The organism is Burkholderia lata (assembly GCF_000012945.1).
GTDB lineage: Bacteria > Pseudomonadota > Gammaproteobacteria > Burkholderiales > Burkholderiaceae > Burkholderia > Burkholderia lata.
Genome location: NC_007510.1, coordinates 2,124,071 through 2,149,391, shown reverse-complemented (window position 1 = coordinate 2,149,391; position 25,321 = coordinate 2,124,071). Strand labels below are relative to the sequence as shown.

The following is a 25,321-nucleotide window of genomic DNA, read 5'->3' as shown; positions in this document are numbered from 1 at the left end:
TCTGGTGAACGAATACAACGAGCGGAGTACCTGGCGGCGGATGCGCGCCTTGCTGTCGATCAACGATCCCCGCTGGGGACGCGGCGAAAGCAATGGCAAAGACGGATCTCGTCCCCGCCCGAACGAATCGAAGCGTCCGCAAGGCGGCGACGGCGATGGTCCGCCCGATCTCGACGAGATGTGGCGCAACTTCAACCGGCGGCTGAACGGCCTTTTCGGCGGCAAGGGCGGCAACGGTTTCCGTCCTGACAACGGGCGAGCCGCGCGAGTCGGTGTCGGCATCGTGATCGGCGTGCTGGTCGCGGTCTACGCGGGCAGCGGGCTGTTCGTCGTACAGGAAGGGCAGACGGGCGTCGTGCTGCAGCTCGGCAAGCTGTCGGGCACGGTCGGCCAGGGTGTGCACTGGCGCGCGCCGTATCCGTTCGCGTCGCACGAGATCGTCGATACGTCGCAGGTCCGCTCGATCGAGATCGGCCGCAACAACGTCGTGCGTCTCGCGAACGTGAAGGAAGCGGCGATGCTGACGCGCGATGCCGACATCGTCGACGTGCGCTTCATCGTCCAGTACCGCATCCGCTCCGCGACCGATTACCTGTTCCGCAGTGTCGATCCCGAGCGCAGCGTCTCGCAGGCCGCCCAGGCCGCGGTACGTGCGATCGTCGGCACGCGCAGCGCAGCCGACGTGCTGAACCAGGATCGCGACGCGCTGCGCGAGCAGCTTTCCGCCGCGATCCAGCGCGATCTCGATCGCTATCAGTCGGGGCTCGAGGTGACGGCCGTCACGATGCAGAGCGTTGCGGCACCCGAGCAGACGCAGGCCGCGTACGGCGAAGTTGCGAAGGCACGCGACGAGCGTGAAGCCGCGAAGCGCGCCGCGCAGGCATATGCAAACGACCTGCTGCCGAAGGCGCAGGGCGATGCGGCGAAGCTCGTCGACGAAGCGAAGGCCTATGCCGATCGCGTGGTCACGGAAGCCGAGGGCGATGCCGACCGCTTCAAGCAGGTCTATGCACAGTACTCGAAGGCGCCTGCGGTGATCCGCGAGCGGATGTATCTCGAGACGATGCAGGAAATCTATTCGAACTCGACGAAGGTGTTCGTCGGCAACAAGGGCGGCAACAGCGTCGTGTATCTGCCGCTCGACAAGCTCGTCGAGCAGGGGCGACAAAACGCCGCGGGGTCCACGGGCGCATCCACGCCCGATGCGGCGTCGGCACCGGCGGCTGTCGCGCCGGCCGCAGCGGCACCCGCGAGTGCGGCGTCGGCCGTGGCGGCGTCGGGCACCGACGTGCTGCGATCGCGCGAAGCGTTTCGCAGCCGGTCGCGCGAAGACGATCTGAAGTAACGGGGAGCGCAGAACATGAACCGAATCATTGCGCTCGTCGTCGCAATCGTGATCGTTGCCTTCGCGGCATCGTCGACAGTCCTTACCGTCGATCCGCGCCATGCGGCCGTGCTGTCGGGGCGCGATGGCGCGCAGCCCGAGCTGGCAGGCCCCGGCATCCATTTCAAATTGCCGCCGCCGCTGCAGACGGCCACGCTGATCGACACGCGCCTGCAATCGCTCGAGTCGTCGGATCCGCTGCAACTGGCAACGGAAGACAAGCATGACCTGCTCGTCGCCTACGCGGTGAAGTACCGGATCAGCGATCCGATGAAGTACTTCACGACGACGGGGGGCGACCCGTCGGCAGCCGGCGACCGTCTGGCCGGCGCGCTGAAGAGCGCACTCGGCGACGCGCTTGGCAAGCGCGCGCTCGACGATGCGCTCGGCGGCCAGCGTGCGATCGCCGATGCGGCGCGCGACGAAGTGAAGGCGAAGGCGTCCGGCTTCGGCGTCGACGTGGTCGATGTCCAGCTGACGCGTGTCGACTTGCCGGCCGCGCAGACCGACGCCGTCTATCAGCGGATGATCGGCGCGCTGCGCGATCAGGCGGCGCAGGTGCGTGCGCAAGGCGCGGCCGACGTCGAGCAGATCAAGGCGGACGCCGAACGCGAACAGCAGGCCGTGCTCGCGAACGCGTACAAGTCCGCGCAGACGATCAAGGGCGAGGGCGACGCGAAGGCTGCCACGATTGCCGCCGACGCATTCGGCCGCGACCCGCAGTTCTACCAGTTCTACGCGAGCCTGCAGGCTTACCGAAACACGTTCAAGCGCAACGACATCATCGTCGTCGATCCCGACAGCGAGTTCTTCCGCTTCATGCGCAGCCCGACGGGCGGTGCCGCACCGGCGGCGCCTGCTCCCCGCAAACACTGACCTTGGGGCGCCGCGTCGAGCGGCGCCGTCGCTCGCATGGACCTGGCTGGCTCGTTGTTGCTCGCAGTAGCGCTGATGCTGATCATCGAGGGGGCGTTCCCCTTCGTGTTTCCCGTCGCCTGGCGCGACACGTTTCGTAGAATAGCTGAGCGGCCGCCGCATCATATCCGGATCGGCGGGCTGATCGTGATGGTGCTCGGGCTCATACTGCTGCTGCTCGCGACCTGACCGGGGACCTGATCCAGACGGCGTATCCGCCGTTCGTTCCGCCCGAATTCAGAATTTCCGATTCACATCGCGGCGCGCGTGTCGCGCGCTGTTTCCCGTCGTAGGACCGTACCGATGTCGACCTGGTTACTTCCCGAGAATATCGCCGACGTGCTGCCGTCGGAAGCGCGCAAGATCGAGGAGCTGCGCCGCAGGCTGCTCGACCGCTTCCGTTCGTATGGCTACGAAATGGTGATGCCGCCGCTGCTCGAGTATCTCGAGTCGCTGCTGACGAGCGGCGGCGCCGATCTGCGCCTGCGCACCTTCAAGCTGGTCGACCAGCTGTCGGGCCGCACGCTCGGCCTGCGCGCGGACATCACGCCGCAGGTCGCGCGGATCGACGCGCACCTGTTGAACCGCCAGGGCGTGACGCGCCTTTGCTATGCGGGCCACGTGATGCATACGCGTCCGCGCGGCCTGCACGCGACGCGCGAGCAGATCCAGATCGGTGCGGAAATCTACGGGCATGCCGGGCTGGAAGCCGATCTCGAAATCCAGCAACTGATGCTCGACGCGCTGCATCTCGCAGGCCTGTCGCGTATCCGTCTCGACCTCGGCCACGCGGGCGTGCTCGCGGCGCTGCTGGCGCGTGACGCGCAGGCTGCCGAGCGCGGCGAGTCGCTGTACGACGCGCTGTCGGGCAAGGACGTGCCGCTACTGAACGAGCTCACCGACGATCTCGGCGCCGATACGCGCGCGGCGCTGCGCGCGCTGCCGCACCTCTACGGCGACGCGAGCGTGCTCGCCGAGGCGCGCACGCGCTTGCCGGTGCTGCCCGAAATCACGCGCGCGCTCGACGATCTCGCGCAACTCGCGGCGCAGGCGAAGGGTGCGGAGGTGGCGATCGATCTCGGCGACCTGCGTGGCTATGCGTATCACAGCGGTGCGATGTTCAGCGCCTACATCGACGGTGTGCCGAACGCAATTGCGCGGGGCGGCCGTTACGACCACGTTGGTCAGGCGTACGGCCGTGCCCGTCCGGCTACGGGCTTCTCGCTCGACCTGCGCGAGCTCGCGCGGATTTCGCCGGTCGAGGCGCGCGGCACCGCGATTCTCGCGCCGTGGGCGCAGGACGACGCGCTGAGCGCGGCCGTCGCGGCGCTGCGCGATGCGGGCGAGGTCGTGATCCAGGCACTGCCGGGCCACGACCATGTGCTCGACGAGTTCGCGTGCGACCGTTCGCTCGTCGAGCGCAACGGCGCATGGGTGGTCGAACCCCGATAAACAGGCGTTCGCGGGACGTGCTTCGGCATGCATATCGTTGAAGCGAAACGGAAAAATTCGGAATCGCCCGCGAACATAGGTAGAATACGTTTTTAACCAGCTAACGAATCAACATGTCTGCCAGCGCAGTGAACGTGACTCCCGGGCGCAATGTCGTCGTCGTGGGAACGCAATGGGGTGATGAAGGCAAGGGCAAGATCGTCGACTGGCTGACGGACCACGCTCAGGGCGTCGTGCGTTTCCAGGGCGGTCACAACGCCGGCCACACCCTCATCATCGGCGGCAAGAAAACGATCTTGCGCCTCATTCCGTCGGGCATCATGCGTGAAGGCGTCGCCTGCTACATCGGCAACGGCGTCGTCCTGTCCCCCGAAGCACTGTTCAAGGAAATCGGCGAGCTGGAAGAAGCCGGCGTGAACGTGCGCGACCGCCTGTTCATTTCCGAAGCGACGACGCTGATCCTGCCGTATCACATCGCGATCGACCAGGCGCGCGAAGCGCGCAAGGGCGCGGGCAAGATCGGCACGACGGGCCGCGGCATCGGCCCCGCGTACGAAGACAAGGTCGGCCGCCGCGCACTGCGCGTGCAGGACCTGTTCGACGCGAAGACCTTCGCCGACCGCCTGCGCGAAAACCTCGATTTCCACAACTTCGTGCTGACCCAGTACCTGGGTGGCGCGGCCGTCGATTTCCAGGCCACGCTCGACACGATGCTCGGCTATGCCGACCGCCTGAAGCCGATGGTGGCCGACGTGTCGCGCCGCCTGTACGACGCGAACAATGCGGGCCAGAACCTGCTGTTCGAAGGCGCACAAGGCACGCTGCTCGACATCGATCACGGCACCTATCCGTTCGTCACGTCGAGCAACTGCGTCGCAGGTGCGGCGTCGGCTGGCGCGGGCGTGGGTCCGCAGAAGCTCAACTACATCCTCGGCATCACGAAGGCATATTGCACGCGCGTCGGCTCGGGCCCGTTCCCGAGCGAACTGTACGATGCGGACAATCCGCAGCGTCAGGACCAGGTCGGCGTCACGCTCGCGAACGTCGGCAAGGAATTCGGTTCGGTCACCGGCCGTCCGCGTCGCACGGGCTGGCTCGACGCAGCCGCGCTGCGCCGCTCGATCCAGATCAACGGCGTGTCGGGCCTGTGCATGACGAAGCTCGACGTGCTCGACGGCCTCGACGAAGTCAAGCTGTGCGTCGGCTACAAGATCGACGGCAAGGATGCGGACATCCTGCCGCGCGGTGCCGCTGATGTGGCCCGTTGCGAACCTGTATACGAAACGTTTGCCGGCTGGAAGGAAAGCACGGTCGGCATCAAGACGTGGGAAGCACTGCCGGCGAACGCGCAGGCTTACCTGACCCGCGTCCAGGAAGTGGCTGGCGTGCCGGTCGACATGGTGTCGACGGGTCCGGACCGCGACGAAACGATTCTGCTCCGCCATCCGTTCAAGGTGTAATTTCCAGATGACGCAGCAAATCACGATGACGGCGGCAGACTTGATGACCGATCCGCGCAACGACGACAAGAACCTGTGGGTAGGCTGGGACGAGTATCACCGTCTCATCGAGCTGCTCGCGCTCCAGGTGCATGCATCGGGTTGGAAGTTCGACCAGATCCTGTGCCTCGCGCGCGGTGGCCTGCGCGTCGGCGATCAACTGTCACGCATCTACGACGTGCCGCTCGCGATCCTCGCGACGAGTTCGTATCGGGAAGCGGCCGGCACGGAGCAGGGCGACCTCGACATCGCGCAGTACATCACGATGACGCGCGGCAACCTGGCGGGCAACGTGCTGCTGGTCGACGATCTCGTCGATTCGGGCGTCACGCTGGCGCGCGTGCAGGAGCACCTGAAGGAGCGCTATCCGTCGGTGACGGCCGTGCGCTCGGCGGTGCTCTGGTACAAGGGTTGCTCGAAGGTCAAGCCCGACTATCACACGCAGTTTCTGCCGACGAATCCGTGGATTCATCAGCCGTTCGAGGAGTGGGACACGGTTCGCCCGCACAACCTCGAGGCGTGGATCAAGCGTGGTCGCGCACAGCGCGACGGTTCGGGCGCGTAAGCGGCCGGCCAATCGAAGGAAAGCCTTGTACGGCGCCGCTTGCGGCGCCGTTTTTCATTGGGGCGCCATATGTGCCGGCGCCGCGCGTACCGTGGATCCGGTAGGCAGACGGCGCTGCCCCGGCTATGATTGGCAGCCCTGCCACAGCTCGCGCCGGATTGCATGCGTAGCGTGGATCACGTGGTTACAAGGCAACAGAGCAGGGCGGCGTTTCACGGGGGCGCGAGTAGAATAGCGCTCGTTTTGTCCGACCCGGACCCGATTATTACGCTTCATATGAACGACACGATCCACGCGACCGACGCAGCACACGCGCCGCATTCGACGCAACAACACTCGATGCGGGCGCTAGCGATAGCAGCCATCGGCGTCGTGTTCGGCGACATCGGCACCAGCCCGCTGTATTCGCTCAAGGAGGCGTTCAGCCCCGCACACGGCATTCCGCTCACCGAAGGATCGATTCTCGGCGTGATTTCGCTGCTGTTCTGGGCAATCATCCTGGTGGTGGGCATCAAGTACCTGCTGTTCGTGATGCGGGCGGACAACAACGGCGAAGGCGGCGTGCTCGCGCTGATGGCGCTGTCGTTGCGGCCGCTCGACTCGAAGACCCGCGTCGCGGGCGCGCTGATGGCGCTCGGGATCTTCGGCGCGTGCATGTTCTACGGGGATGCGGTGATCACGCCGGCGATCTCGGTGATGTCGGCGGTCGAAGGCCTCGAAATCGCGACGCCACACCTGTCCCATCTCGTGCTGCCGATCACGATCGTGATCCTGATCGCGCTGTTCTGGATCCAGCGCCACGGTACTGCACTGGTCGGCAAGCTGTTCGGCCCGATCATGGTGCTGTGGTTCGTCGCGATCGCAGCGCTCGGCGTGTACCACATCGTGCGGGTGCCGGGCATCATGGCGGCCATCAACCCGTATTACGCGGCGTCGTTCATGGCCGACCACCTGCTGCAGGCGTACGTCGTGCTCGGCTCGGTCGTGCTGGTGCTGACCGGTGCGGAAGCGCTCTACGCGGACATGGGCCACTTCGGCGCGAAGCCGATCCGCATTGCCGCCTACGGGCTCGTGATGCCGTCGCTCGTGCTGAACTACTTCGGCCAGGGCGCGCTGCTGATCCAGAACCCGAAGGCGATCGAGAACCCGTTCTTCCTGCTGGCACCCGAATGGGGGCTGCTGCCGCTCGTCATACTGTCGACGGTCGCAACCGTGATCGCGTCGCAGGCAGTGATCTCGGGCGCGTATTCGCTGACGTCGCAGGCCATCCAGCTCGGCTACGTGCCGCGCATGAAGGTGCTGCATACGTCGGAACTCGCGATCGGCCAGATCTACGTGCCGGTCGTGAACTGGCTGCTGCTGTTCGTGATCCTCTGCATCGTCATCGGCTTCAAGAGCTCCGACAACCTCGCGGCTGCGTACGGTATCGCGGTGACGGCGACGATGGTGATCACGACCGTGCTCGCCGCGGTCGTGATGGTGAAGGTGTGGAACTGGAACCGGCTGCTGGTCGGCGCGATCATCGCGGTGTTCCTCGCGGTCGACCTCGGCTTCTTCGGCGCGAACCTGCTGAAGGTCGCGCAGGGCGGCTGGCTGCCGCTCGGTATCGGCGCGTTGCTGTTTTTCCTGCTGATGACCTGGTACAAGGGGCGTCACATCGTCAAGGAGCGCACGGCGGCCGACGGTATCCCGCTCGAGCCGTTCCTGCAGGGGCTGCTCGCGCATCCGCCGCATCGCGTGTCGGGTACCGCGATCTACCTGACCGGCAACGACAAGCTCGTGCCCGTGAGCCTGCTGCATAACCTGAAGCACAACAAGGTGCTGCACGAGCGGACCATTTTCCTCACATTCGTCACGCGCGACATTCCTTATGTGCGCGACGACAAGCGCCAGACCTCGCGTGATGCGGGCGGCGGTTTGTATATCGTCAGGGCCGAGTACGGCTTCAACGAGACGCCGGACGTGAAGGCCGTGCTCGAAGAGTTTGGCCGCACGCACGACATGACGTTCGAGTTGATGGATACGTCGTTCTTCCTCGCACGCGAAACGGTCGTGCCGACGCATCTGCCCGGGATGTCGATCTGGCGCGAGCGCGTGTTCGCATGGATGCACCAGAACGCCGCGAAGCCAACCGACTTCTTCTCGATCCCGGCGAACCGCGTGGTCGAACTCGGGACGAAGATCGAAATCTGATCGCGGTGTGGCGTGCGGGCCGTCCGTCCGCGCGCCGTGTTCGCCGAAGCCATAAAAAAAGCCCGCCTTTCGGCGGGCTTTTTTGTATGTCGCGCAGGCTTGCGGGGGCTTAGCGCTTCAGCTTGGCGAACGCCGCGGCCATTGCGCCGGCCGGTTCCGGCTCGCGCGAACGCTGCGGGCGGGCCGCGCCGCGCGCCGCGTTGCCGCGATCCTGGCCGCCGCGCGACGACATGCCGGGCGCTGCCGCGTCGTCGTCGAGGCGCATCGTCAGTGCAATGCGCTGGCGCTTCACGTCGACGTCGATCACCTTCACCTTGACGACCTGGCCGGCCTTCACGACTTCGTGCGGATCCTTGATGAATTTCGTCGACATCGCGGACACGTGGACGAGGCCGTCCTGGTGGACGCCGATGTCCACGAACGCGCCGAACGCGGCGACGTTCGTCACGACGCCTTCGAGCGTCATGCCCGGCACGAGATCCGACACCTTCTCGACGCCTTCGCGGAACGTCGCGGTCTTGAATTCGGGGCGCGGATCGCGGCCCGGCTTCTCCAGTTCGGACAGGATGTCGCGTACCGTCGGCAGGCCGAAACGTTCGTCAACAAATTCCGTCGGGGAAAGGCCCGACAGCGCTTCGCGGTTGCCGAGCACGTCGTCGATGCGCTTGCTGATCTTTGCGAGCATCCGCTCGACGACCGGATACGCCTCCGGGTGCACCGACGAGCGGTCGAGCGGATTCTCGCCACCGTTGATGCGCAGGAAGCCGGCGGCCTGTTCGAAGGTCTTGTCGCCGAGGCGCGGCACCTTGCGCAGGTGCTCGCGCGAAGGGAACGGGCCGTTCGCATCGCGGTAGTCGACGATATTGCGCGCGAGCGTGGCGTTCAGGCCCGATACACGGGCGAGCAGCGGGGCCGACGCGGTGTTCGCGTCGACACCGACCGCGTTCACGCAGTCCTCGACGACCGCGTCGAGCGAGCGGGCGAGTTCGCGCTGGTTCACGTCGTGCTGGTACTGGCCGACGCCGATGGCCTTCGGCTCGATCTTCACGAGTTCGGCGAGCGGATCCTGCAGGCGGCGTGCAATCGACACGGCGCCGCGCAGCGACACGTCGAGTTCCGGGAATTCCTTCGCGGCCAGCTCGGATGCCGAATAGACCGACGCGCCGGCTTCCGACACGACGATCTTCTGCAGGCGCAGCTCCGGGTGCTTCGCGATCAGTTCGCTCGCGAGCTTGTCGGTTTCACGCGACGCGGTGCCGTTGCCGATGCTGATCAGCTCGGCCTGCGTCTGCGCGGCGATGCGTGCGAGTTTCGCGATCGAGCCGTCCCAGTCGCGGCGCGGCTCGTGCGGGTAGATCGTGTCGGTCGCGAGCACCTTGCCGGTGCGGTCGACGACTGCGACCTTCACGCCCGTGCGCAGGCCGGGGTCGAGACCGATCACGGCCTTCGGGCCGGCCGGCGCGGCCAGCAGCAGGTCGTTCAGGTTGCGCGCGAACACGCGGATCGCTTCCGTTTCGGCCGTTTCGCGCAGTTGCGTGAGCAGCTCGTTCTCGATGTGCGGCTGCACCTTCACGCGCCAGCACCAGCGGCATACGTCGGACAGCCATTTGTCGGCCGGGCGGTTCTGGTTCGCGATACCGAAATGGCGCGCGATCATCGCCTCGCCGGGATGCGGCACCTGCGCGTCGAGCTCTTCGCCGAGGCCGAGCTTGACCGTCAGCACGCCCGCGTTGCGGCCGCGGAACAGCGCGAGGGCGCGGTGCGACGGCACGGTCTTGATCGTTTCCGCGTAGTCGTAATAGTCGCGGAATTTCTCGCCTTCCTCGTTTTCCTTGCCCTCGACGACGGCCGACGACACGACGCCCTGGTTGTGCAGGTAGTCGCGCAGCTTGCCGAGCAGCTCGGCCGTTTCGCCGAACTGTTCGGACAGGATGTCGCGCGCACCGTCGAGCGCGGCCTTCACGTCGGCGACGCCCTTGTCGGCGTCGACGTACGCGGCGGCCTCGGCCTGCGGGTCGAGCAGCGGGTTCGCGAGGAGCGCCTGGGCGAGCGGCTCGAGGCCGGCTTCGCGGGCGATCTGCGCACGCGTGCGGCGCTTCGGCTTGTACGGCAGATAAAGGTCTTCGAGCACCTGCTTGCTGTCGGCCGCGTCGATCGCGGCGCGCAGTTCGTCGGTCAGCTTGCCCTGTTCGTCGATGCTCGACAGGATCGTCGCGCGGCGATCCTCGAGTTCGCGCAGATACAGGAGGCGTTCCTCGAGCTGGCGCAACTGCGTGTCGTCCAGGTTGCCGGTCACTTCCTTGCGGTACCGGGCAATGAACGGAACGGTCGAGCCTTCGTCGAGGAGTTGCACTGCCGCCGCGACCTGGCGCGGCTGGACGGCCAGTTCGGTGGCGATGCGCTGTACGATCTTGAGTGCTACGGTTTCCGTCATGTCGTGGATGATCTGCCTGCTGAAATCGCGGCGGGGCCGGCAGGCCCGAAGCGGCGGGCTGCGTGGCGGGCCCGACGGGCCAGATGCCGCGGGTGAGTGAAGCGGGGCATTTTGCCATAAATGGCGGAGCGCCCAGCCGGGGGTGATAGAATTTGACACATGTCCCGCAGCTTTCCTACGACGTTGCCAACTTCCCGAATTTCTCTCGTCGCGCTCGGCGCAGCGCTCGCCGCGGCTTTGTCTGCCGGGCCTTCCGGCGCGTTCGCGCAAGCTTCGGACGCAACCGCTCCGGCCGCCGCCGCGGCTGCGCCCGTGATGGCCTCGGCCGCACCGGATTTCGACGCCCGTCAAAAAGTGCTCAATCAACGCTCCGCAGAAAACGATTATCGTTATGCGGTGGCCGAGCACGATTGCTACAGCAAGTTTTTCGTCAATCACTGTCTCGGCAAGGCGCGTGTCCAGATGCGCGACGAGCGGGCGAGCATCCGCCAGGAGCAGCTCGCGCTCAACGACGAGCAGCGGGCAGTGCGCGCGCAGCAGCGCGACCAGCAGCAGGCGCTGAAGGCGGCGCAGAACGCGGCGGAAGCGCCGCAGCGCGCGGCGAACGACGCGGCAAACGCGGCTGCGTTCCGCGACAAGCAGGAGCAGAATGCTCTGAAGCAGGCGCAGCGTGGCGCGGAAGGGCCGCAGCGCGCGGCGAGCAAGCAGGCATACGACCAGAAGCAGGGCGACTTCCAGCGCAAGCTCGACCAGGCGCACCAGCAGGCTGCGCAGAAGGCGCAGGAGCGGGCGGACAACGCCGCGCGCTACGAGCAGAAGCAGAAGGAAGCCGTGCAGCACAAGGCCGATGTCGAGCAGCGTCAGAAGGAAGCGGCCGAGAAGGCGCAGCAGAAGCAACAGCAGGGGCAGTAACGTGTTGGATTGATCCGGAATCAGTCTCGTGCGCGCTGGCACGCCAGCCGGCGCGCTGCTTCGATGAGGAGGCGCATATGCAAAACCGTCCTACGGAACAGCAGCAGGAATTGCACAACCGTTTGGTTGCATTGCAGGAGCAGCACCAGCAGCTCGCTCGGGAGATCGAGCTGAAGGAAGGACACTCCGACATCGACGACATCACGCTGCACCGGCTGAAGAAGGAAAAGCTGGCGGCCAAGGACAAAATCATTTTGCTGCAATCGCAGCTGGAACCGGATAAGCGCGCCTGAGCGCGGCCTGGCAAGCGCCGGCGCCGCCCGGGCGCTGGATACAGGAACGCTTGCCTTGAATTCACCGCTTGAAGCCACCCCCGATGCCCGGCGCGATGTGTCGCCCGCCGGGCGCGCTCGTGCGCCTGAAGGCACCTTTGAACTGAGCCGCAAGCGCGTCGACGAACTCGACACGATCTTCGGCGAAGGTGGCTTGCTGGCGCGCGCGCTCGACGGTTATCGGCCGCGTATGGCGCAGATCGAGATGGCGCGCGCGGTCGCGTCCGCGATGGAAGCGTCCGCGCGCCGGATGCCCGACCCCGAGATCTTCGAAACCCGCAAGCGGCCGGCGCGTCGCCTCGGCGATGGCGACAAGGCGGCCGAATCGGGCGCGGATGCCGCCGCAACCGAGGCCGACAGCGATGCCGGCGACAACACGCTGATCGTCGAGGCCGGTACGGGTACCGGCAAGACCTATGCGTACCTCGTGCCCGCGATGCTGTGGGGCGGCAAGGTGATCGTGTCGACCGGCACGAAACACCTGCAGGACCAGCTGTTCGCGCGCGACATCCCGACCGTGCGCAACGCGCTCGCGGTGCCGGTGTCGGTCGCGATGCTGAAGGGCCGTGCAAACTACCTGTGCCACTACTACCTGCAACGCACGGCCGACAACGGCCGGTTGCCGTCGCGGCAGGATACGGCCTATCTGCAGGAAATCGTCCGTTTCGCGAAGATCACGAAGAGCGGCGACAAGGCCGAACTCGCGAGCGTGCCGGAAACGGCGCCCGTGTGGTCGATGGTCACGTCGACGCGCGACAACTGCCTCGGCCAGGAGTGCCCGCATTACAAGGACTGCTTCGTGATGCAGGCGCGGCGCGAAGCGCAGCAGGCCGACGTCGTCGTCGTCAACCATCACCTGTTCTTCGCGGACATCATGCTGCGCGATACGGGGATGGCCGAGCTGCTGCCGAACGCGAACACGGTCATCTTCGACGAAGCGCACCAGTTGCCGGAAACGGCGACGCTGTTCTTCGGCGAGACGCTGTCGACGACACAGATTCTCGAGCTCGCCCGCGACACGGTGGCGGAAGGCCTGAGCCATGCACGCGACGCGGTCGAGTGGGTGAAGCTCGGCGGCGATCTCGAGCGCGCGGCGCGCGACTTGCGCCTGGCGTTCGCGAACGACCAGATCGTCCGCATGTCGCTCGCCCAGCTCGGCGACGATCACCCGATGTTCGGCGCGCTCGACGCGCTCGAGGCTGCGCTCGACGCGTTGGCGTCGGCGCTTGCCAGCCAGGCCGAACGGGCGGAATCGCTCGGCGCGTGCCTGCGGCGCGCACGCGAGCTGCAGGATCTGCTGGCCGGCTGGGTCGCACCCGGCGCGACGGAAGCGGCGGCGAAGGCCGACGCAACGGCGGCCGGCGACAAGGCGGCATCCGACGGCGATCCGAACGAGAAGGTGCGCTGGGTCGAAGTGTTCGCGCATACGGTCCAGCTGCACGAAACGCCGCTGTCGGTCGCGCCGATCTTTGCCAAGCAGCGCGCGGGCGTGCCGCGTGCATGGGTGTTCACGTCGGCCACGCTGTCGGTGCGCGGCGATTTCACGCACTATGCGGCGCAGATGGGCCTCAGCTCGCGTCGCTCGATGACGCTCGCAAGCCCGTTCGACTACCAGTCGCAAGGGCTGCTGTACGTGCCGCGCAACCTGCCGCAACCGTCTTCGCCAGCGTTTACCGATGCCGTCTTCGACGCCGCGCTGCCGGCGATCGAGGCGTCCGGTGGCGGTGTGTTCATGTTGTGCACGACGCTGCGCGCGGTCGACCGGATCGCGTCGAAGCTGCGTGACGTGATCGAATCGCGCGGCTGGAACACGCCACTGCTCGTGCAGGGCGATGCGAGCCGCACCGAACTGCTCGACCGCTTCCGCGCGTATGGCAACGCGATCCTGGTCGGCAGCCAGAGTTTCTGGGAAGGCGTCGACGTGCGCGGCGACGCGCTGTCGCTCGTCGTGATCGACAAGCTGCCGTTTGCGCCGCCGGACGATCCGGTGCTGGCCGCGCGGCTCGACGCGCTGACGAAGAAGGGGCTGAGCCCGTTCGCCGTGCACCAGTTGCCGCAGGCCGTGATTACGCTGAAGCAGGGCGCGGGCCGGCTGATTCGCGCGGAGACGGATCGCGGCGTGCTGATGATCTGCGACACGCGGCTTGTCGACAAGCCCTACGGGCGCCGGATCTGGCAGAGCCTGCCGCCGTTCAAGCGGACCCGCGAGATCGCGGTCGTCCAGGACTTCTTCGACGATCACCGTTCGGCAAAGCGCACGTGACGGCGCGCGCGGCGATCGTCGCGCGATCGCACCGGCGCCGCCTGAGTGCGGCGCCAATAAAAAACCCGGCTCGATGGCCGGGTTTTTTGTTCGTGCAGCGAGGGCTGCACGGTGCTTTCGTCAGAACTGCCACCACGACTTCTTCGCGCCCGGGCGCGAGTGGCCCGTGACATACGGGCTGTCGGGGAACGTGCCGGCGAGCACGCGCTTCGTGTCCTCGGCGAGTTGCGGCTGGTTCAGCTTGCCGTACGACAGGATCATGATGTGCAGCGCGTCCTCGATCGCCGGGGCGCCCTTGTAGTCCTTGATCGCGAGCTGCGCACGGTTGATGGCCGCGACGTAGGCGCCGCGCCGGTAGTAGTAGTCGGCCGCGTGCACTTCGTGCGACGCGAGCGCGTTGACGATGTAGCGCATCCGCGCGGCGGCGTCGGGCGCGTACTTGCTTTTCGGGAAGCGGTCGACGACGACCTTGAACGCATCGTACGATTCGCGCAGTGCCTGCGGATCGCGCTCGCTCATGTCCTGGCCGGAGAAGCGGCCGAACAGGCCCAGATCGTCGTTGAAGTGGATCATCCCCTTCAGGTAGTACGCGTACGGGATATCCGGATGATCGGGGTGGAGCTGGATGAAGCGATCGACGGCCTGGTCGGCGGCGGCCGCTTCGTTATCCTTCCAGTTGCAGTATGCAACGTTGATCTGCGCCTGTTGCGCGAAATGGCCGAACGGATCGCGACCTTGCAGCGATTCGAAATATTTCGCGCACTTGCCCCAGTCGCCTCCGGACAGTGCGTCCTGGGCCTCTGAGTATAATTTGTTGTTCGACCAGGTAGCCGTCTCGTCCTGCTTCTGCGGCAAGCCGTGGCAGCCGGCGATGAGGGCCGCGGCCGCTACCGCCGCAGCCCGGGCGGCGGCGGTTCTGGCCGTGCGTTTGGTCGAATTCATCATGCTCGCATGTCCTAGCTTCAAGTCTCGGTGACCCAGTCTAAATGACCCGTTCAAGTTCGCAGAATGCCCAGCCGGGCACACCAAATCGCGAAGATTATAGCCCAAGCGATCGGCCCGCCGACGCTGCCTCGGGGGATTCCCTCGATGACGATCTGACCGGCGACGCAATGCAGCCGCCCGTCGTGCCGTCCGCAGCGGTCGATGAAGCGCCGCGCGTCGTCGAAGTGCCGCTGTCGCTCGCGGGCGAACGCCTCGACAAGGCGCTCGCCCAACTGTTCCCCGAATTCTCGCGCAGCCGCCTGCAGAGCTGGATCGAGGCGCAGCGCGTGCTCGTCGACGGCGCGCCCGCGAAGATCCGCCAGCCGGTGCCGCTCGGCGCGAAGATCCAGCTCGTCCCCGACCTGCTCCCCGAGCAGCTCGCCTTTACGCCGGAGCCGGTGCCGCTCGACGTGATCTACGAGGACGACGCGCTCGTCGTCATCAACAAGCCGGCCGGCCTCGTCGTGCATCCGGCCGCCGGCAACTGGAGCGGCACGATCCTCAACGGGCTGCTGCACCGCTATGGCGACGCTGCGGCCGGCCTGCCGCGCGCAGGGATCGTCCACCGGCTCGACAAGGAAACGTCGGGCCTGATGGTGGTGGCGCGCACGCTGGCCGCGCAGACGGACCTCGTGCGCCAGTTGCAGGCCCGCACTGTGAAGCGCCGCTATTTTGCGCTGGTGTGGGGCACGATGCCCGAGGAAGGCACGATCGATGCGCCGATCGGCCGCGATCCGCGAGAACGCACGCGCATGGCCGTCGTCACGGGCGCATCGGGCAAGCCCGCGCGCACGCATTTCCGCACGGTTGACACATGCCTGTGGCAACGTCAGCCGGTTTCGGCGATTCAGTGCGATCTCGAGACCGGTCGCACGCACCAGATCCGCGTGCACTGCGCGCATGCCGGGCATCCGCTGCTCGGCGATCCCGTGTACGGGCGTGCGCGCGGCAAGCGCTCGGTCACGCCGCTGCCGGACGGGTTCGCGCGACAGGCGCTGCATGCATGGCGGCTCGGTCTCGTGCATCCGGTCACGGGCAAGGCGATGCAATGGCGCTGCCCGCTGCCGGACGACATGAACACGCTGGTCGCGGCGCTCGGCTTCGGGCAAGGCGACGAGGAATTCGGCGACGATGACGGTGTCTACGACGATGACGATTTCGGCGGCGAGTATCACGATGACGAGCCGTACCTGGACGATGAGGAGGAGTGAGTGCCGATGACGAACCTGGCGCCGATGACGTGGCAGGACTGCGTACAGCCCGACTGGCAGGTGTCGCCGCGCGTGCGCGCGCTGGTCACGACGCGCGACGGCGGGCTGAGCGAAGGCCCGTACGGGCGCTGGCAGGGCGGAGACGCGCTGCCGGGCGGCATGAATCTCGGCCTCCATACTGGTGACGACCCGGCCCATGTCGCCGGGAATCGCGCGCGTTTGCTGGCGCTGGCAGGCCAGTCGAATGCTGCGTGGCTCGAGCAGGTTCACGGCGCGCAGATCGTGCGTGCGGACGAGGTGATCGCGGCGGCACCCGCGGCTACGGCGCCGGTGCAGGCCGACGCGAGCGTCACCGACCAGACGGGTGCCGTCTGCGTCGTGATGGTCGCGGATTGCCTGCCCGTGCTGCTGTGCGACGCGCAGGGCCGCGCAGTCGGCGCCGCACATGCAGGCTGGCGCGGGCTGGCGGCCGGCATCGTCGAGCAGACCGCGGCGCGTGTCGCGGCACTTGCGGGCGGTGCGACGGACGCGCTTCATGCGTACCTCGGGCCGGCGATCGGCCCGCGGGCGTTCGAGGTTGGCGCCGACGTGCGTGACGCGTTTCTCGACACGGCCCCGCACTCGGAGCATGATGAAACCCGGCTTGCGTTCATCGCGATCGATGGCGCGCCGGGCAAGTTTCTCGCCGATCTCTATGCGCTCGCGCGCCTGCGTCTCGCGCGTGCGGGCGTTGCGCACGTGAGCGGCGGGACGGCCTGTACGGTCACCGAACAGGATCGTTTCTATTCGTACCGGCGCGATCGCGTGACGGGCCGCATGGCGGCGGCGATCTGGCTGGCCGATTGACGAGATGCGCATGCACGCAGGGTTTGCTGCGCCGCAAAATCGGGTTATCTCGATATTTTGGCGGCCATGCCACGCGGCATGCGCGATTGAATGAAAAATCCCGAAGTCAAGTCAATCAAAATGTTTTATGTTTCGCCGGAACCCTTGTCCCGTCTGTTGTGCGAGGATTATCTCCGTACGGAAATGTTCAGCGGTTTGACATGGCGCTTCACATGGGGAAAACGATAATGATAAAAATACCGCACTGCGGCAGAATCTGGAGACGCCTCTCCAGAGCATGACGGCCCGGCTCGCAGCCGGCATGCCGCGCGCGAGCAGGATTTCACGATAGACGCTCACGAATCACCGGTAAGGCAGGTAATGACAGCATCGAAAAAATCGTCGACGTCCGCTCAGGCGGGCACTTCCACGGGCAGCATTGGTTTCGATCCGGCCGCCCAGCCGATGCAGCAGATGTTCGAGTCGTGGTTGAACGCGTGGCGCGGTTTTGCAGATCCGGCACGCGCCGCGACTGCGTCGGCCACCGTGAATCCGTTCGCAACATTCCAGTTTCCGACATCGTTTCCGTTCCAGATGCCGTCGATGCCCGATTTCGGCGCGATGGCGTCGCCGTTCGCCGGGTTGAAGCTGCCGGCCGCCGCGATTCCGCCCGAGCGGCTGCAGGCGCTGCAGGCCGACTACGCGCGCGATTGCATGGCGTTGATGCAGCAGGCCGCCGCGGCGAAGCTCGAGTCGCCCGAACTGAAGGACCGCCGCTTCAGCGGCGATGCGTGGAAGGCGTCGCCGGCACATGCGTTCGCGGCAGCCTGGTATCTGCTCAACGCGCGCTATCTGCAGGAACTGGCCGACGCGCTGCAGACCGATCCGAAGACGCGCGAGCGCATTCGTTTCACGGTCCAGCAGTGGACGGCCGCGGCCGCGCCGAGCAACTTCCTCGCACTCAATCCCGACGCACAGAAATCGATCCTCGAGACGCAGGGCGAAAGCCTGCGGCAGGGGATGATGAACCTGCTCGGCGACATGCAGCGCGGCAAGATTTCGCAGACCGACGAATCGCAGTTCGTGGTCGGCAAGAACCTCGGGTGTACTGAAGGTGCGGTCGTCTACGAGAACGACCTGATCCAGCTGATCCAGTACACGCCGAAGACGGACAAGGTGTTCGAGCGGCCGCTGCTGATCGTGCCGCCTTGCATCAACAAGTTCTACATCCTCGACCTGCAGCCGGAGAATTCGCTCGTCGCGCATGCGCTGTCGAACGGCCATCAGGTGTTCCTCGTGTCGTGGCGCAACGCGGACGCATCGGTCGCGCACAAGACGTGGGACGACTACATGAACGAAGGGCTGCTCGCGGCGATCGACGCCGTGCAGCAGGTCAGCGGCCGCGAACAGATCAACACGCTCGGCTTCTGCGTCGGCGGCACGATGCTCGCGACCGCGCTCGCGGTGCTGGCCGCGCGCGGCGAACATCCGGCTGCGTCGATGACGCTGCTCACCGCGATGCTCGACTTCACCGACACCGGCATTCTCGACGTGTTCGTCGACGAGGCGCACGTGCAGATGCGCGAGCAGACCATCGGCGGCAAGAACGGCACGCAGCCGGGGCTGATGCGCGGCGTCGAATTCGCGAACACGTTCTCGTTCCTGCGGCCGAACGATCTCGTGTGGAACTACGTCGTCGACAACTACCTGAAGGGCCGCACGCCGGCGCCGTTCGACCTGCTGTACTGGAACAGCGATTCGACGAGCCTGCCGGGCCCGATGTATGCGTGGTACCTGCGCAATACCTATCTCGAGAACAAGCTGCGCGAACCTGGCGCGCTGACCGTGTGCGGCGAATCGGTCGACCTGACGCTGATCGACGTGCCGACCTTCATCTACGGCTCGCGCGAGGATCACATCGTGCCGTGGCAGACGGCCTACGCGTCCACGTCGATCCTGTCGGGCCCGCTGAAGTTCGTGCTCGGCGCGTCGGGACACATCGCGGGCGTGATCAATCCGCCGGCGAAGAAGAAGCGCAGCTACTGGGTCAACGACAGCGATCTGCCCGAATCGGCGGACGACTGGTTCGCCGGTGCCACCGAGCAACCGGGCAGCTGGTGGACGACCTGGGCCGAATGGCTCGACCAGTACGGCGGCCGCAAGGTGGAGCCGCCCGCCCAGCCCGGTACCGCGCAGTTCCCGGTGATCGAGCCGGCGCCGGGCCGCTACGTGTTGCAGCGCGATTGACGAAAACCGGACAGCGGCGCAGGCTGTCCGGTGCACCGCAGTTTTTTTAACAGGGCCGGTAGCGATGCGCCGTGTCGTGCGGGCCTGGAGGAAAGAGAAATGACGGACGTAGTGATCGTATCGGCCGCGCGGACCGCGGTCGGCAAATTCGGCGGTTCGCTTGCGAAGATTGCGGCGCCCGAACTGGGCGCGACGGTGATCCGCGCGGTGCTGGAGCGTGCGGGCGTGAAGCCCGAGCAGGTGAGCGAAGTGATCATGGGCCAGGTGCTGACGGCCGGTTCCGGGCAGAACCCGGCACGGCAGTCGCTGATCAAGGCCGGGCTGCCGACGGCAGTGCCGGGGATGACGATCAACAAGGTGTGCGGCTCGGGCCTGAAGGCCGTGATGCTGGCGGCGAACGCGATCGTCGCGGGGGATGCCGAGATCGTGATCGCGGGCGGCCAGGAGAACATGAGCGCGTCGCCGCACGTGCTGCCGGGCTCGCGCGACGGGTTCCGCATGGGCGACGCGAAGCTGGTCGACACGATGATCGTCGACGGCCTGTGGGACGTGTACAACCAGTACCACATGGGCATCACGGCGGAGAACGTCGCGAAGGAATACGGGATCACGCGCGAAGAGCAGGACGCCTTCGCGGCGCTGTCGCAGAACAAGGCGGAAGCCGCGCAGAAGGCCGGCCGCTTCAACGACGAGATCGTGCCGGTGGCGATTCCGCAACGCAAGGGCGAGCCGCTGCAGTTCGCCACCGATGAATTCGTGCGTCACGGCGTGACGGCGGAATCGCTGTCCGGGCTGAAGCCGGCATTCTCGAAGGACGGCTCGGTGACGGCGGCGAACGCGTCGGGGCTGAACGACGGTGCGGCGGCGGTGCTGGTGATGTCGGCGCAGAAGGCGGCGGCACTCGGCCTGACGCCGCTGGCGCGGATCAAGGCGTATGCGAACGCGGGCGTGGATCCGAGCGTGATGGGCATGGGCCCGGTGCCGGCCTCGCGCCGGTGCCTGGAGCGCGCGGGCTGGACGCCGGGCGACCTGGACCTGATGGAGATCAACGAGGCGTTCGCGGCGCAGGCGCTGGCGGTGCACAAGCAGATGGGCTGGGACACGTCGAAGGTGAACGTGAACGGCGGGGCGATCGCGATCGGCCACCCGATCGGCGCGTCGGGCTGCCGGATCCTGGTGACGCTGCTGCACGAGATGGCCAAGCGCGATGCGAAGCGCGGGCTGGCGTCGCTGTGTATCGGCGGCGGGATGGGCGTCGCACTCGCGGTCGAGCGTCCGTAAGCGGCCGTTCGTAACCGGCCGTTCGCGACCAGCGAACCGAATCCGTGTGCCGGCCGATTGCGGCTTCGGCCGGCGTCACGTGAAGTCAGAGGGGGCCTCCGGCAGCTCTCGAAACCAAAAAATGGAGTGAGATTTATGTCTCAGCGAATTGCGTACGTAACGGGCGGGATGGGCGGCATCGGCACCAGCATCTGCCAGCGCCTGTTGAAAGACGGCTTCAAGGTGGTCGCAGGTTGCGGCCCGAACTCGCCGCGCCGGGTGAAATGGCTCGAGGACCAGAAGGCGCTCGGGTACGATTTCATCGCGTCGGAAGGCAACGTCGGCGACTGGGACTCGACCAAGGAAGCGTTCGACAAGGTCAAGGCTGAAGTCGGCGAGATCGACGTGCTGGTCAACAATGCGGGCATCACGCGCGACGTCGTGTTCCGCAAGATGACGCACGAAGACTGGACCGCCGTGATCGACACCAACCTGACGAGCCTGTTCAACGTGACGAAGCAGGTGATCGACGGCATGGTCGAACGCGGCTGGGGCCGGATCGTCAACATCTCGTCGGTGAACGGCCAGAAGGGGCAGTTCGGCCAGACCAACTACTCGACCGCGAAGGCCGGTATCCACGGCTTCACGATGTCGCTCGCACAGGAAGTCGCGACGAAGGGCGTGACGGTCAACACCGTGTCGCCGGGCTACATCGGTACCGACATGGTGAAGGCGATTCGCCCGGACGTGCTCGAGAAGATCGTCGCGACGATCCCGGTGCGTCGTCTTGGCGGGCCGGAGGAAATCGGTTCGATCGTCGCGTGGCTCGCGTCGAACGATTCCGGTTTCGCGACGGGCGCCGACTTCTCGCTGAACGGCGGCCTGCACATGGGCTGAGCGTCCGCGCTGCGCGGGCCGGGTGGCCGCGCAGCCGGGCGTTTTCCGAAGGCCCCCGCCTCCCGGATTCGGGCGGCGGGGATTCGTCACTTCCGCTACGCTGCACTCAAAGGCGTTACATGACTACTACAAAGAAGACGGCCGAACGGCTCATCAAGAAGTACCCGAACCGTCGGCTCTACGATACCGAGACAAGCACGTACATTACGCTGACCGACGTGAAGCAGCTCGTGCTGGAGCAGGAGGACTTCAAGGTCGTCGATGCGAAATCCAGCGAAGACCTGACGCGCAGCATCCTCCTGCAGATCATCCTCGAAGAGGAAAGCGGCGGCGTGCCGATGTTCTCGTCGTCGATGCTGTCGCAGATCATCCGTTTCTACGGGCATGCGATGCAGGGCATGATGGGCACGTACCTGGAAAAGAACATCCAGGCGTTCATCGACATCCAGAACAAGCTCGCGGATCAGTCGAAGAACCTGTACGAAGGCAATGCGATGAATCCGGAAGTCTGGTCGCAGTTCATGAACATGCAGGCGCCGATGATGCAAGGGATGATGACCAGCTACATCGAGCAGTCGAAGAACATGTTCGTGCAGATGCAGGAGCAGATGCAGAACCAGGCGAAGTCGATGTTCAGCACGTTCCCGTTCAAGCAACCGGGCGCGTCGGAGCCGGAAAAGAAGTAACGGTTTCGTGGCGGGCCGACCGCGGCGGGCAACCCGTCGGGCGTCGGTACCGCGAAGCAACGCGGTGCGGGTCGGCCGATCGTGCATTCGGGCGCGACGAGGTGCGGCCACCGCCTGCCGGACCCTCTCGCCGACGGTCGTTCATGACCGTCGGCACCGAATGCGCGTGCCGGGTTCGGGCGTGCATGATCGTCGTCCAGTCGATCGAGATCCAGTCACCAGTACAGAAACACCGGGGCGTGCTGCGCCCGATGGTGCGCGTTTGTGCAGGCACGCGTACCATGAGCGGCGCTGCGCGATGTGGCGTGGAAGCTGCCATCGGCGAAATGCGATACCGGCGCCCGGGCACGACAGGCCGCAATCGGCGATGCTGCATCGAGGCAGTGCGACCAAGAAAAAACCGACTGAGAGAAAGCATGCGTGGGATTCGAATGGCATCGGCCGGGCGGCTGGCTGGTTTTGCTTCGATGTTCATGATGGGTGTTGGCGTGGCGGTGCCTGCCTTTGCGATCGATTGCGCGAAAGCCGTGCAGCCGATCGAGAAGCGCATCTGCGCGAGCCCGGTGCTGCGTGCAGCCGACACGCGGATGAATTCGGCGTACACAGGCGCACTGAAGGCCGCGCCGGACACGGCTATCCGCGACATGCTGGTGCGCAGCCAGCGCCGCTGGATCGACGCGCGCAACAAGCGTCTCGACGCCGATTACGAAGGCCGTCCGCTCGCCGTCGACGAAGTGCGCAAGGCAATCGATCGGCGCACCGCCGTGCTGGCCGATCAATCGAACAAGGGGTTGATCGCGCGTGCGCAGGCCGAGCGCCAATGGCTCGCGAAATACACGGGCGGCCCGCTCACCGGTTTCGATGCAAACTGCGACTTCATTCCCGACGATGCGACCGGCGCGCACGTTTCCTATGCATGTTTCGGCGCGGTCCATGTGCAGCATCGCGCGCGGGTCTGCAGCCAGAGCGAGGACTGGGCGACCGGTGCGGTTTATCAGTACCGGTCGGTGAGCACGGCCGACGGCGGGAAGGTGCGACCCGTGGCATTCTGCGAGGCGCAGGCGCATGGGAGTGCGTGCGACAACGGTGGAGCGCAATCGGCGTGGATGCGTGCAGGGGCGTCTGGTGCCGATAACCGCGCGTCAGCGCCGGTTGCCGGGTTGCCGCAGCTCGATGCGGAAATGTGGCCGATCGGCGATGGCGACGATGCTGTGTGGTTCGATCGGTGCCTGAAGGCATCGGTGTTTCCGGACATGCGGTGAAGTGCCGTGTCCAGCGTTTCATCAAGGTCCGCCTCGGCGGGCTTTTTGTTTCGTCGGCACACCTCAAGTGCCTTGGATGTCGATCGATTGATCGTGTCGATGCCGGACGCGAGAGGGCGCGACGATTCGCGGTAATGGGCGGCAGGCAACCGCACAGCGGCGAAGCGGGACGGACGGTATAGTCGGAACCCCGCAACGTTCAATGTCACTCATGGGAAACAACTCGCTGCGTGTCGTCGTGGTCGGCGGTGGCATCGTCGGTGCATCCACCGCATGGCATCTTGCGTGCTCGGGCGCACAGGTCACGCTGCTGGAACAGCAGGCGACGGCCGCAGGCGGTGCGACTCACTGGTCGTTCGGCTGGGTGGGTACCGGCAGTGCGCTTCCTTCTGAAGACCAGTCCAGGTTCTCTCGCACGCTCGGAGCGCTCCCGGAGTTCGCCCGGCTGGAGCGTGAACTCGGTCCGTTGCCGGTGACGACGCGCGGAGCACTTGTCTGGCTGGACACGGACGCGCAGACCGCTGCCCTGATCGACGAGCAGCGTGCGGCGGGCGTGCAAATGGAAGCGTTGGGGCGTCGAGAGGTGGCCCGGATGGAGCCGCGTCTTGCCCGGCTTCCCGAGTTGATCGCGTGGGCACCGGACGACTTCGTGGTCGAGCCGATCGACCTGACGCATCAGTTGCTGGCCGGTGCACAAGCGGCCGGCGCGGAGATCCGGTGCGGTTGCGCGGTCGAAGCGGTCGAAACGCGCAATGGGCACGCTGTCGGCGTCCGTACCGCGCACGGGCATGTACCGGCGGATGTCGTCGTCCTGGCGAACGCTGCTTCTACGGTTGCCATCGCCGCGGACCTCGGTGTGTCGTTGTCTGTTCGCGAGAAGCCGGCCGTGTTGATGCGGTTCGCTGTCGAGCCGGGTCTCATCAGCCATTTGCTCTATGGGCGGGATCTCGAAGTGCGGATTGGCCCATCGGGTAGCCTGCTGTCAGCCGCGGATCCTCCGGAAGAGGGCGACAGCGGGCTTGCAGCGCTTGCAGTGCGTACGGCCTCGGACATTTCGGCGCTGTTTGCCGAGCCGCCGACCCTCACGCTGCTCTCCGCGAAATCGGCGCTTCGGCCGATGACGAACGACGCGGTGCCGATCAACGGATTTTTGCCGGGCGTTGCAGGGGTTTATGCCGTTGTCGCGCACCCCGGCGTGATCCTGGCGCCCCAGCTTGGGCGATTGGCAGCGAACGCGATCATGGCTGCGTAATTCGACGCTGGAGAGCGGGGCGGCGGGCGCGCTGCATGCGAGCGAATGCCACAGCCTCAAACGAGGACGTCCTGTCGGCGTAGCGGCGCGTGTGGCGATTGTGGCTATACTCGTCATCCTTACATTTCCGAAAGGAATCCTGTATGCGCCCTCAAGTCAGCGTATTTCTCGCTCTCAGTCTCGATGGATTCATCGCCGGTGAAAGCGGCGATTTGTCATGGCTGGAGGCATTTTCGTCGGATCCGCCGGATGAAACCGGCTATACGTCGCTGATGAACGACATCGACGTGATCGTGATGGGGCGCAACACATACGATACGGTGATTGCGTTCGACCCGTGGCCCTATGCCGGCAAACGGATGGTGGTCATGACTCATCGGAAACTGGCTTCGCGCCATGGCGAAGAACCGTTCGACGGGGCGCTCACGACACTGCTTGGCCGGCTGGCAGAGGACGGCCATCGTCACGTCTACCTGGACGGTGGCATGACGGCGCGAGAAGGTATCGCGGCCGGCGTCGTCGACAGCATCACGCTCAACTGGGTGCCGATCCTGCTCGGGAAGGGGATTCCGTTGTTCAGCAATGGCCTGCCGCAAACGCTGCTGCGGCTCGATGATACGAAGCGATTGCCCAGCGGGTTGATGCAGGCCCGGTATGTGCCGGCCAGCCTGGATTGACGCGGGTTGTGATGCTGAATGCAGCGCAGGGAATGCGCTGCATGGTCATCGATTCAGGCCGGCGTCACGCG

General features: G+C 65.9%; 21 protein-coding genes. 19 read left to right on the top strand and 2 right to left on the bottom strand.

The annotated features are described in order from the left end of the window. The first annotated feature begins 4 nt into the window (after positions 1 to 4). The 7 genes from hflK (at position 5) to BCEP18194_RS15555 (ending at position 8,008) form a co-directional block, all read left to right on the top strand. Complete coding sequence (gene hflK, locus BCEP18194_RS15585) at positions 5 to 1,345, top strand: FtsH protease activity modulator HflK (RefSeq protein ID WP_041492860.1); 1,341 nt, start codon at positions 5 to 7, stop codon at positions 1,343 to 1,345. A gap of 15 nt (positions 1,346 to 1,360) precedes the next feature. After that, complete coding sequence (hflC, locus tag BCEP18194_RS15580; protein WP_011352255.1) at positions 1,361 to 2,260, top strand: protease modulator HflC; 900 nt, start codon at positions 1,361 to 1,363, stop codon at positions 2,258 to 2,260. A 36-nt stretch (positions 2,261 to 2,296) separates the two neighbouring features. After that, on the top strand, positions 2,297 to 2,488 hold the full coding sequence (locus BCEP18194_RS15575) for a DUF2065 domain-containing protein (RefSeq protein ID WP_011352254.1): 192 nt from the start codon (positions 2,297 to 2,299) through the stop codon (positions 2,486 to 2,488). Positions 2,489 to 2,602: 114 nt separating this feature from the next. After that, positions 2,603 to 3,751 carry an ATP phosphoribosyltransferase regulatory subunit gene (locus BCEP18194_RS15570; RefSeq protein WP_011352253.1) on the top strand — a complete coding sequence of 383 codons (1,149 nt, stop codon included), beginning with the start codon at positions 2,603 to 2,605 and terminating at the stop codon, positions 3,749 to 3,751. Positions 3,752 to 3,864: 113 nt separating this feature from the next. After that, positions 3,865 to 5,211, top strand: coding sequence for an adenylosuccinate synthase (locus tag BCEP18194_RS15565; RefSeq protein WP_011352252.1), 1,347 nt, complete (start codon positions 3,865 to 3,867; stop codon positions 5,209 to 5,211). A 7-nt stretch (positions 5,212 to 5,218) separates the two neighbouring features. Next, positions 5,219 to 5,815, top strand: coding sequence for a phosphoribosyltransferase (locus BCEP18194_RS15560; RefSeq protein WP_011352251.1), 597 nt, complete (start codon positions 5,219 to 5,221; stop codon positions 5,813 to 5,815). Positions 5,816 to 6,091: 276 nt separating this feature from the next. Then, entirely contained in the window at positions 6,092 to 8,008 is a 1,917-nt protein-coding gene (locus BCEP18194_RS15555) for a potassium transporter Kup (protein ID WP_011352250.1), read from the top strand. Positions 8,009 to 8,117: 109 nt separating this feature from the next. Here BCEP18194_RS15555 and BCEP18194_RS15550 read toward each other — a convergent pair whose 3' ends face one another. After that, positions 8,118 to 10,442 (bottom strand): Tex family protein, encoded by a 2,325-nt coding sequence (locus BCEP18194_RS15550; RefSeq protein WP_011352249.1) that lies wholly within the window; start codon positions 10,440 to 10,442, stop codon positions 8,118 to 8,120. A gap of 159 nt (positions 10,443 to 10,601) precedes the next feature. On the opposite strand from BCEP18194_RS15550, the gene BCEP18194_RS15545 reads away from it, so the two are divergent. From BCEP18194_RS15545 to BCEP18194_RS15535, 3 genes are all read left to right on the top strand, one after another. Further along, a complete protein-coding gene (locus BCEP18194_RS15545) occupies positions 10,602 to 11,354 on the top strand; it encodes a hypothetical protein (RefSeq protein WP_011352248.1) in 753 nt (250 codons plus the stop codon). A 77-nt stretch (positions 11,355 to 11,431) separates the two neighbouring features. Then, a complete protein-coding gene (locus tag BCEP18194_RS15540) occupies positions 11,432 to 11,647 on the top strand; it encodes a YdcH family protein (protein ID WP_011352247.1) in 216 nt (71 codons plus the stop codon). Between the two features lie 55 nt (positions 11,648 to 11,702). Continuing rightward, complete coding sequence (locus BCEP18194_RS15535; RefSeq protein WP_011352246.1) at positions 11,703 to 13,949, top strand: ATP-dependent DNA helicase; 2,247 nt, start codon at positions 11,703 to 11,705, stop codon at positions 13,947 to 13,949. Between the two features lie 120 nt (positions 13,950 to 14,069). Here the strand turns inward: BCEP18194_RS15535 and BCEP18194_RS15530 are convergent, their stop codons facing one another. After that, complete coding sequence (locus BCEP18194_RS15530) at positions 14,070 to 14,894, bottom strand: outer membrane protein assembly factor BamD (RefSeq protein WP_011352245.1); 825 nt, start codon at positions 14,892 to 14,894, stop codon at positions 14,070 to 14,072. Positions 14,895 to 14,935: 41 nt separating this feature from the next. Between BCEP18194_RS15530 and BCEP18194_RS15525 the strand changes: the two genes are divergently transcribed. From BCEP18194_RS15525 to BCEP18194_RS15485, 9 genes are all read left to right on the top strand, one after another. Further along, a complete protein-coding gene (locus BCEP18194_RS15525) occupies positions 14,936 to 16,144 on the top strand; it encodes an RluA family pseudouridine synthase (RefSeq protein WP_011352244.1) in 1,209 nt (402 codons plus the stop codon). A gap of 6 nt (positions 16,145 to 16,150) precedes the next feature. Beyond that, entirely contained in the window at positions 16,151 to 16,990 is an 840-nt protein-coding gene (pgeF, locus tag BCEP18194_RS15520) for a peptidoglycan editing factor PgeF (RefSeq protein ID WP_011352243.1), read from the top strand. A 360-nt stretch (positions 16,991 to 17,350) separates the two neighbouring features. After that, the gene (locus BCEP18194_RS15515) at positions 17,351 to 19,216 is read left to right on the top strand and encodes a PHA/PHB synthase family protein (protein ID WP_011352242.1); all 1,866 of its coding nucleotides are present in this window, start codon (positions 17,351 to 17,353) and stop codon (positions 19,214 to 19,216) included. A 99-nt stretch (positions 19,217 to 19,315) separates the two neighbouring features. Continuing rightward, positions 19,316 to 20,497 (top strand): acetyl-CoA C-acetyltransferase, encoded by a 1,182-nt coding sequence (locus BCEP18194_RS15510; protein WP_011352241.1) that lies wholly within the window; start codon positions 19,316 to 19,318, stop codon positions 20,495 to 20,497. 135 nt (positions 20,498 to 20,632) lie between these two features. Then, positions 20,633 to 21,373 (top strand): 3-ketoacyl-ACP reductase, encoded by a 741-nt coding sequence (locus BCEP18194_RS15505; RefSeq protein ID WP_011352240.1) that lies wholly within the window; start codon positions 20,633 to 20,635, stop codon positions 21,371 to 21,373. A gap of 119 nt (positions 21,374 to 21,492) precedes the next feature. Further along, on the top strand, positions 21,493 to 22,059 hold the full coding sequence (gene phaR, locus BCEP18194_RS15500; RefSeq protein WP_011352239.1) for a polyhydroxyalkanoate synthesis repressor PhaR: 567 nt from the start codon (positions 21,493 to 21,495) through the stop codon (positions 22,057 to 22,059). Between the two features lie 143 nt (positions 22,060 to 22,202). Next, positions 22,203 to 23,321, top strand: a complete 1,119-nt coding sequence (locus BCEP18194_RS15495) for a lysozyme inhibitor LprI family protein (RefSeq protein WP_244272903.1) — start codon at positions 22,203 to 22,205, stop codon at positions 23,319 to 23,321. Between the two features lie 202 nt (positions 23,322 to 23,523). After that, complete coding sequence (locus tag BCEP18194_RS15490; RefSeq protein ID WP_011352237.1) at positions 23,524 to 24,573, top strand: NAD(P)/FAD-dependent oxidoreductase; 1,050 nt, start codon at positions 23,524 to 23,526, stop codon at positions 24,571 to 24,573. 143 nt (positions 24,574 to 24,716) lie between these two features. Next, positions 24,717 to 25,250, top strand: a complete 534-nt coding sequence (locus BCEP18194_RS15485) for a dihydrofolate reductase family protein (protein ID WP_011352236.1) — start codon at positions 24,717 to 24,719, stop codon at positions 25,248 to 25,250. The last annotated feature ends 71 nt before the right edge of the window (positions 25,251 to 25,321 follow it).

Excerpts from the sequence above, each read along its gene's own strand:
- BCEP18194_RS15495 (WP_244272903.1), top strand. The coding sequence starts at position 22,203 with ATGACCGTCGGCACCGAATGCGCGTGCCGGGTTCGGGCGTGCATGATC.
- BCEP18194_RS15525 (WP_011352244.1), top strand. The coding sequence starts at position 14,936 with ATGACCCGTTCAAGTTCGCAGAATGCCCAGCCGGGCACACCAAATCGC.
- BCEP18194_RS15515 (WP_011352242.1), top strand. The coding sequence starts at position 17,351 with ATGACAGCATCGAAAAAATCGTCGACGTCCGCTCAGGCGGGCACTTCC.
- BCEP18194_RS15565 (WP_011352252.1), top strand. The coding sequence starts at position 3,865 with ATGTCTGCCAGCGCAGTGAACGTGACTCCCGGGCGCAATGTCGTCGTC.
- BCEP18194_RS15505 (WP_011352240.1), top strand. The coding sequence starts at position 20,633 with ATGTCTCAGCGAATTGCGTACGTAACGGGCGGGATGGGCGGCATCGGC.
- BCEP18194_RS15540 (WP_011352247.1), top strand. The coding sequence starts at position 11,432 with ATGCAAAACCGTCCTACGGAACAGCAGCAGGAATTGCACAACCGTTTG.
- hflC (WP_011352255.1), top strand. The coding sequence starts at position 1,361 with ATGAACCGAATCATTGCGCTCGTCGTCGCAATCGTGATCGTTGCCTTC.
- BCEP18194_RS15530 (WP_011352245.1), bottom strand. The coding sequence starts at position 14,894 with ATGATGAATTCGACCAAACGCACGGCCAGAACCGCCGCCGCCCGGGCT.
- BCEP18194_RS15485 (WP_011352236.1), top strand. The coding sequence starts at position 24,717 with ATGCGCCCTCAAGTCAGCGTATTTCTCGCTCTCAGTCTCGATGGATTC.
- BCEP18194_RS15490 (WP_011352237.1), top strand. The coding sequence starts at position 23,524 with ATGTCACTCATGGGAAACAACTCGCTGCGTGTCGTCGTGGTCGGCGGT.
- BCEP18194_RS15545 (WP_011352248.1), top strand. The coding sequence starts at position 10,602 with ATGTCCCGCAGCTTTCCTACGACGTTGCCAACTTCCCGAATTTCTCTC.
- BCEP18194_RS15570 (WP_011352253.1), top strand. The coding sequence starts at position 2,603 with ATGTCGACCTGGTTACTTCCCGAGAATATCGCCGACGTGCTGCCGTCG.
- BCEP18194_RS15560 (WP_011352251.1), top strand. The coding sequence starts at position 5,219 with ATGACGCAGCAAATCACGATGACGGCGGCAGACTTGATGACCGATCCG.
- pgeF (WP_011352243.1), top strand. The coding sequence starts at position 16,151 with ATGACGAACCTGGCGCCGATGACGTGGCAGGACTGCGTACAGCCCGAC.
- phaR (WP_011352239.1), top strand. The coding sequence starts at position 21,493 with ATGACTACTACAAAGAAGACGGCCGAACGGCTCATCAAGAAGTACCCG.
- BCEP18194_RS15510 (WP_011352241.1), top strand. The coding sequence starts at position 19,316 with ATGACGGACGTAGTGATCGTATCGGCCGCGCGGACCGCGGTCGGCAAA.
- BCEP18194_RS15550 (WP_011352249.1), bottom strand. The coding sequence starts at position 10,442 with ATGACGGAAACCGTAGCACTCAAGATCGTACAGCGCATCGCCACCGAA.
- BCEP18194_RS15555 (WP_011352250.1), top strand. The coding sequence starts at position 6,092 with ATGAACGACACGATCCACGCGACCGACGCAGCACACGCGCCGCATTCG.
- BCEP18194_RS15575 (WP_011352254.1), top strand. The coding sequence starts at position 2,297 with ATGGACCTGGCTGGCTCGTTGTTGCTCGCAGTAGCGCTGATGCTGATC.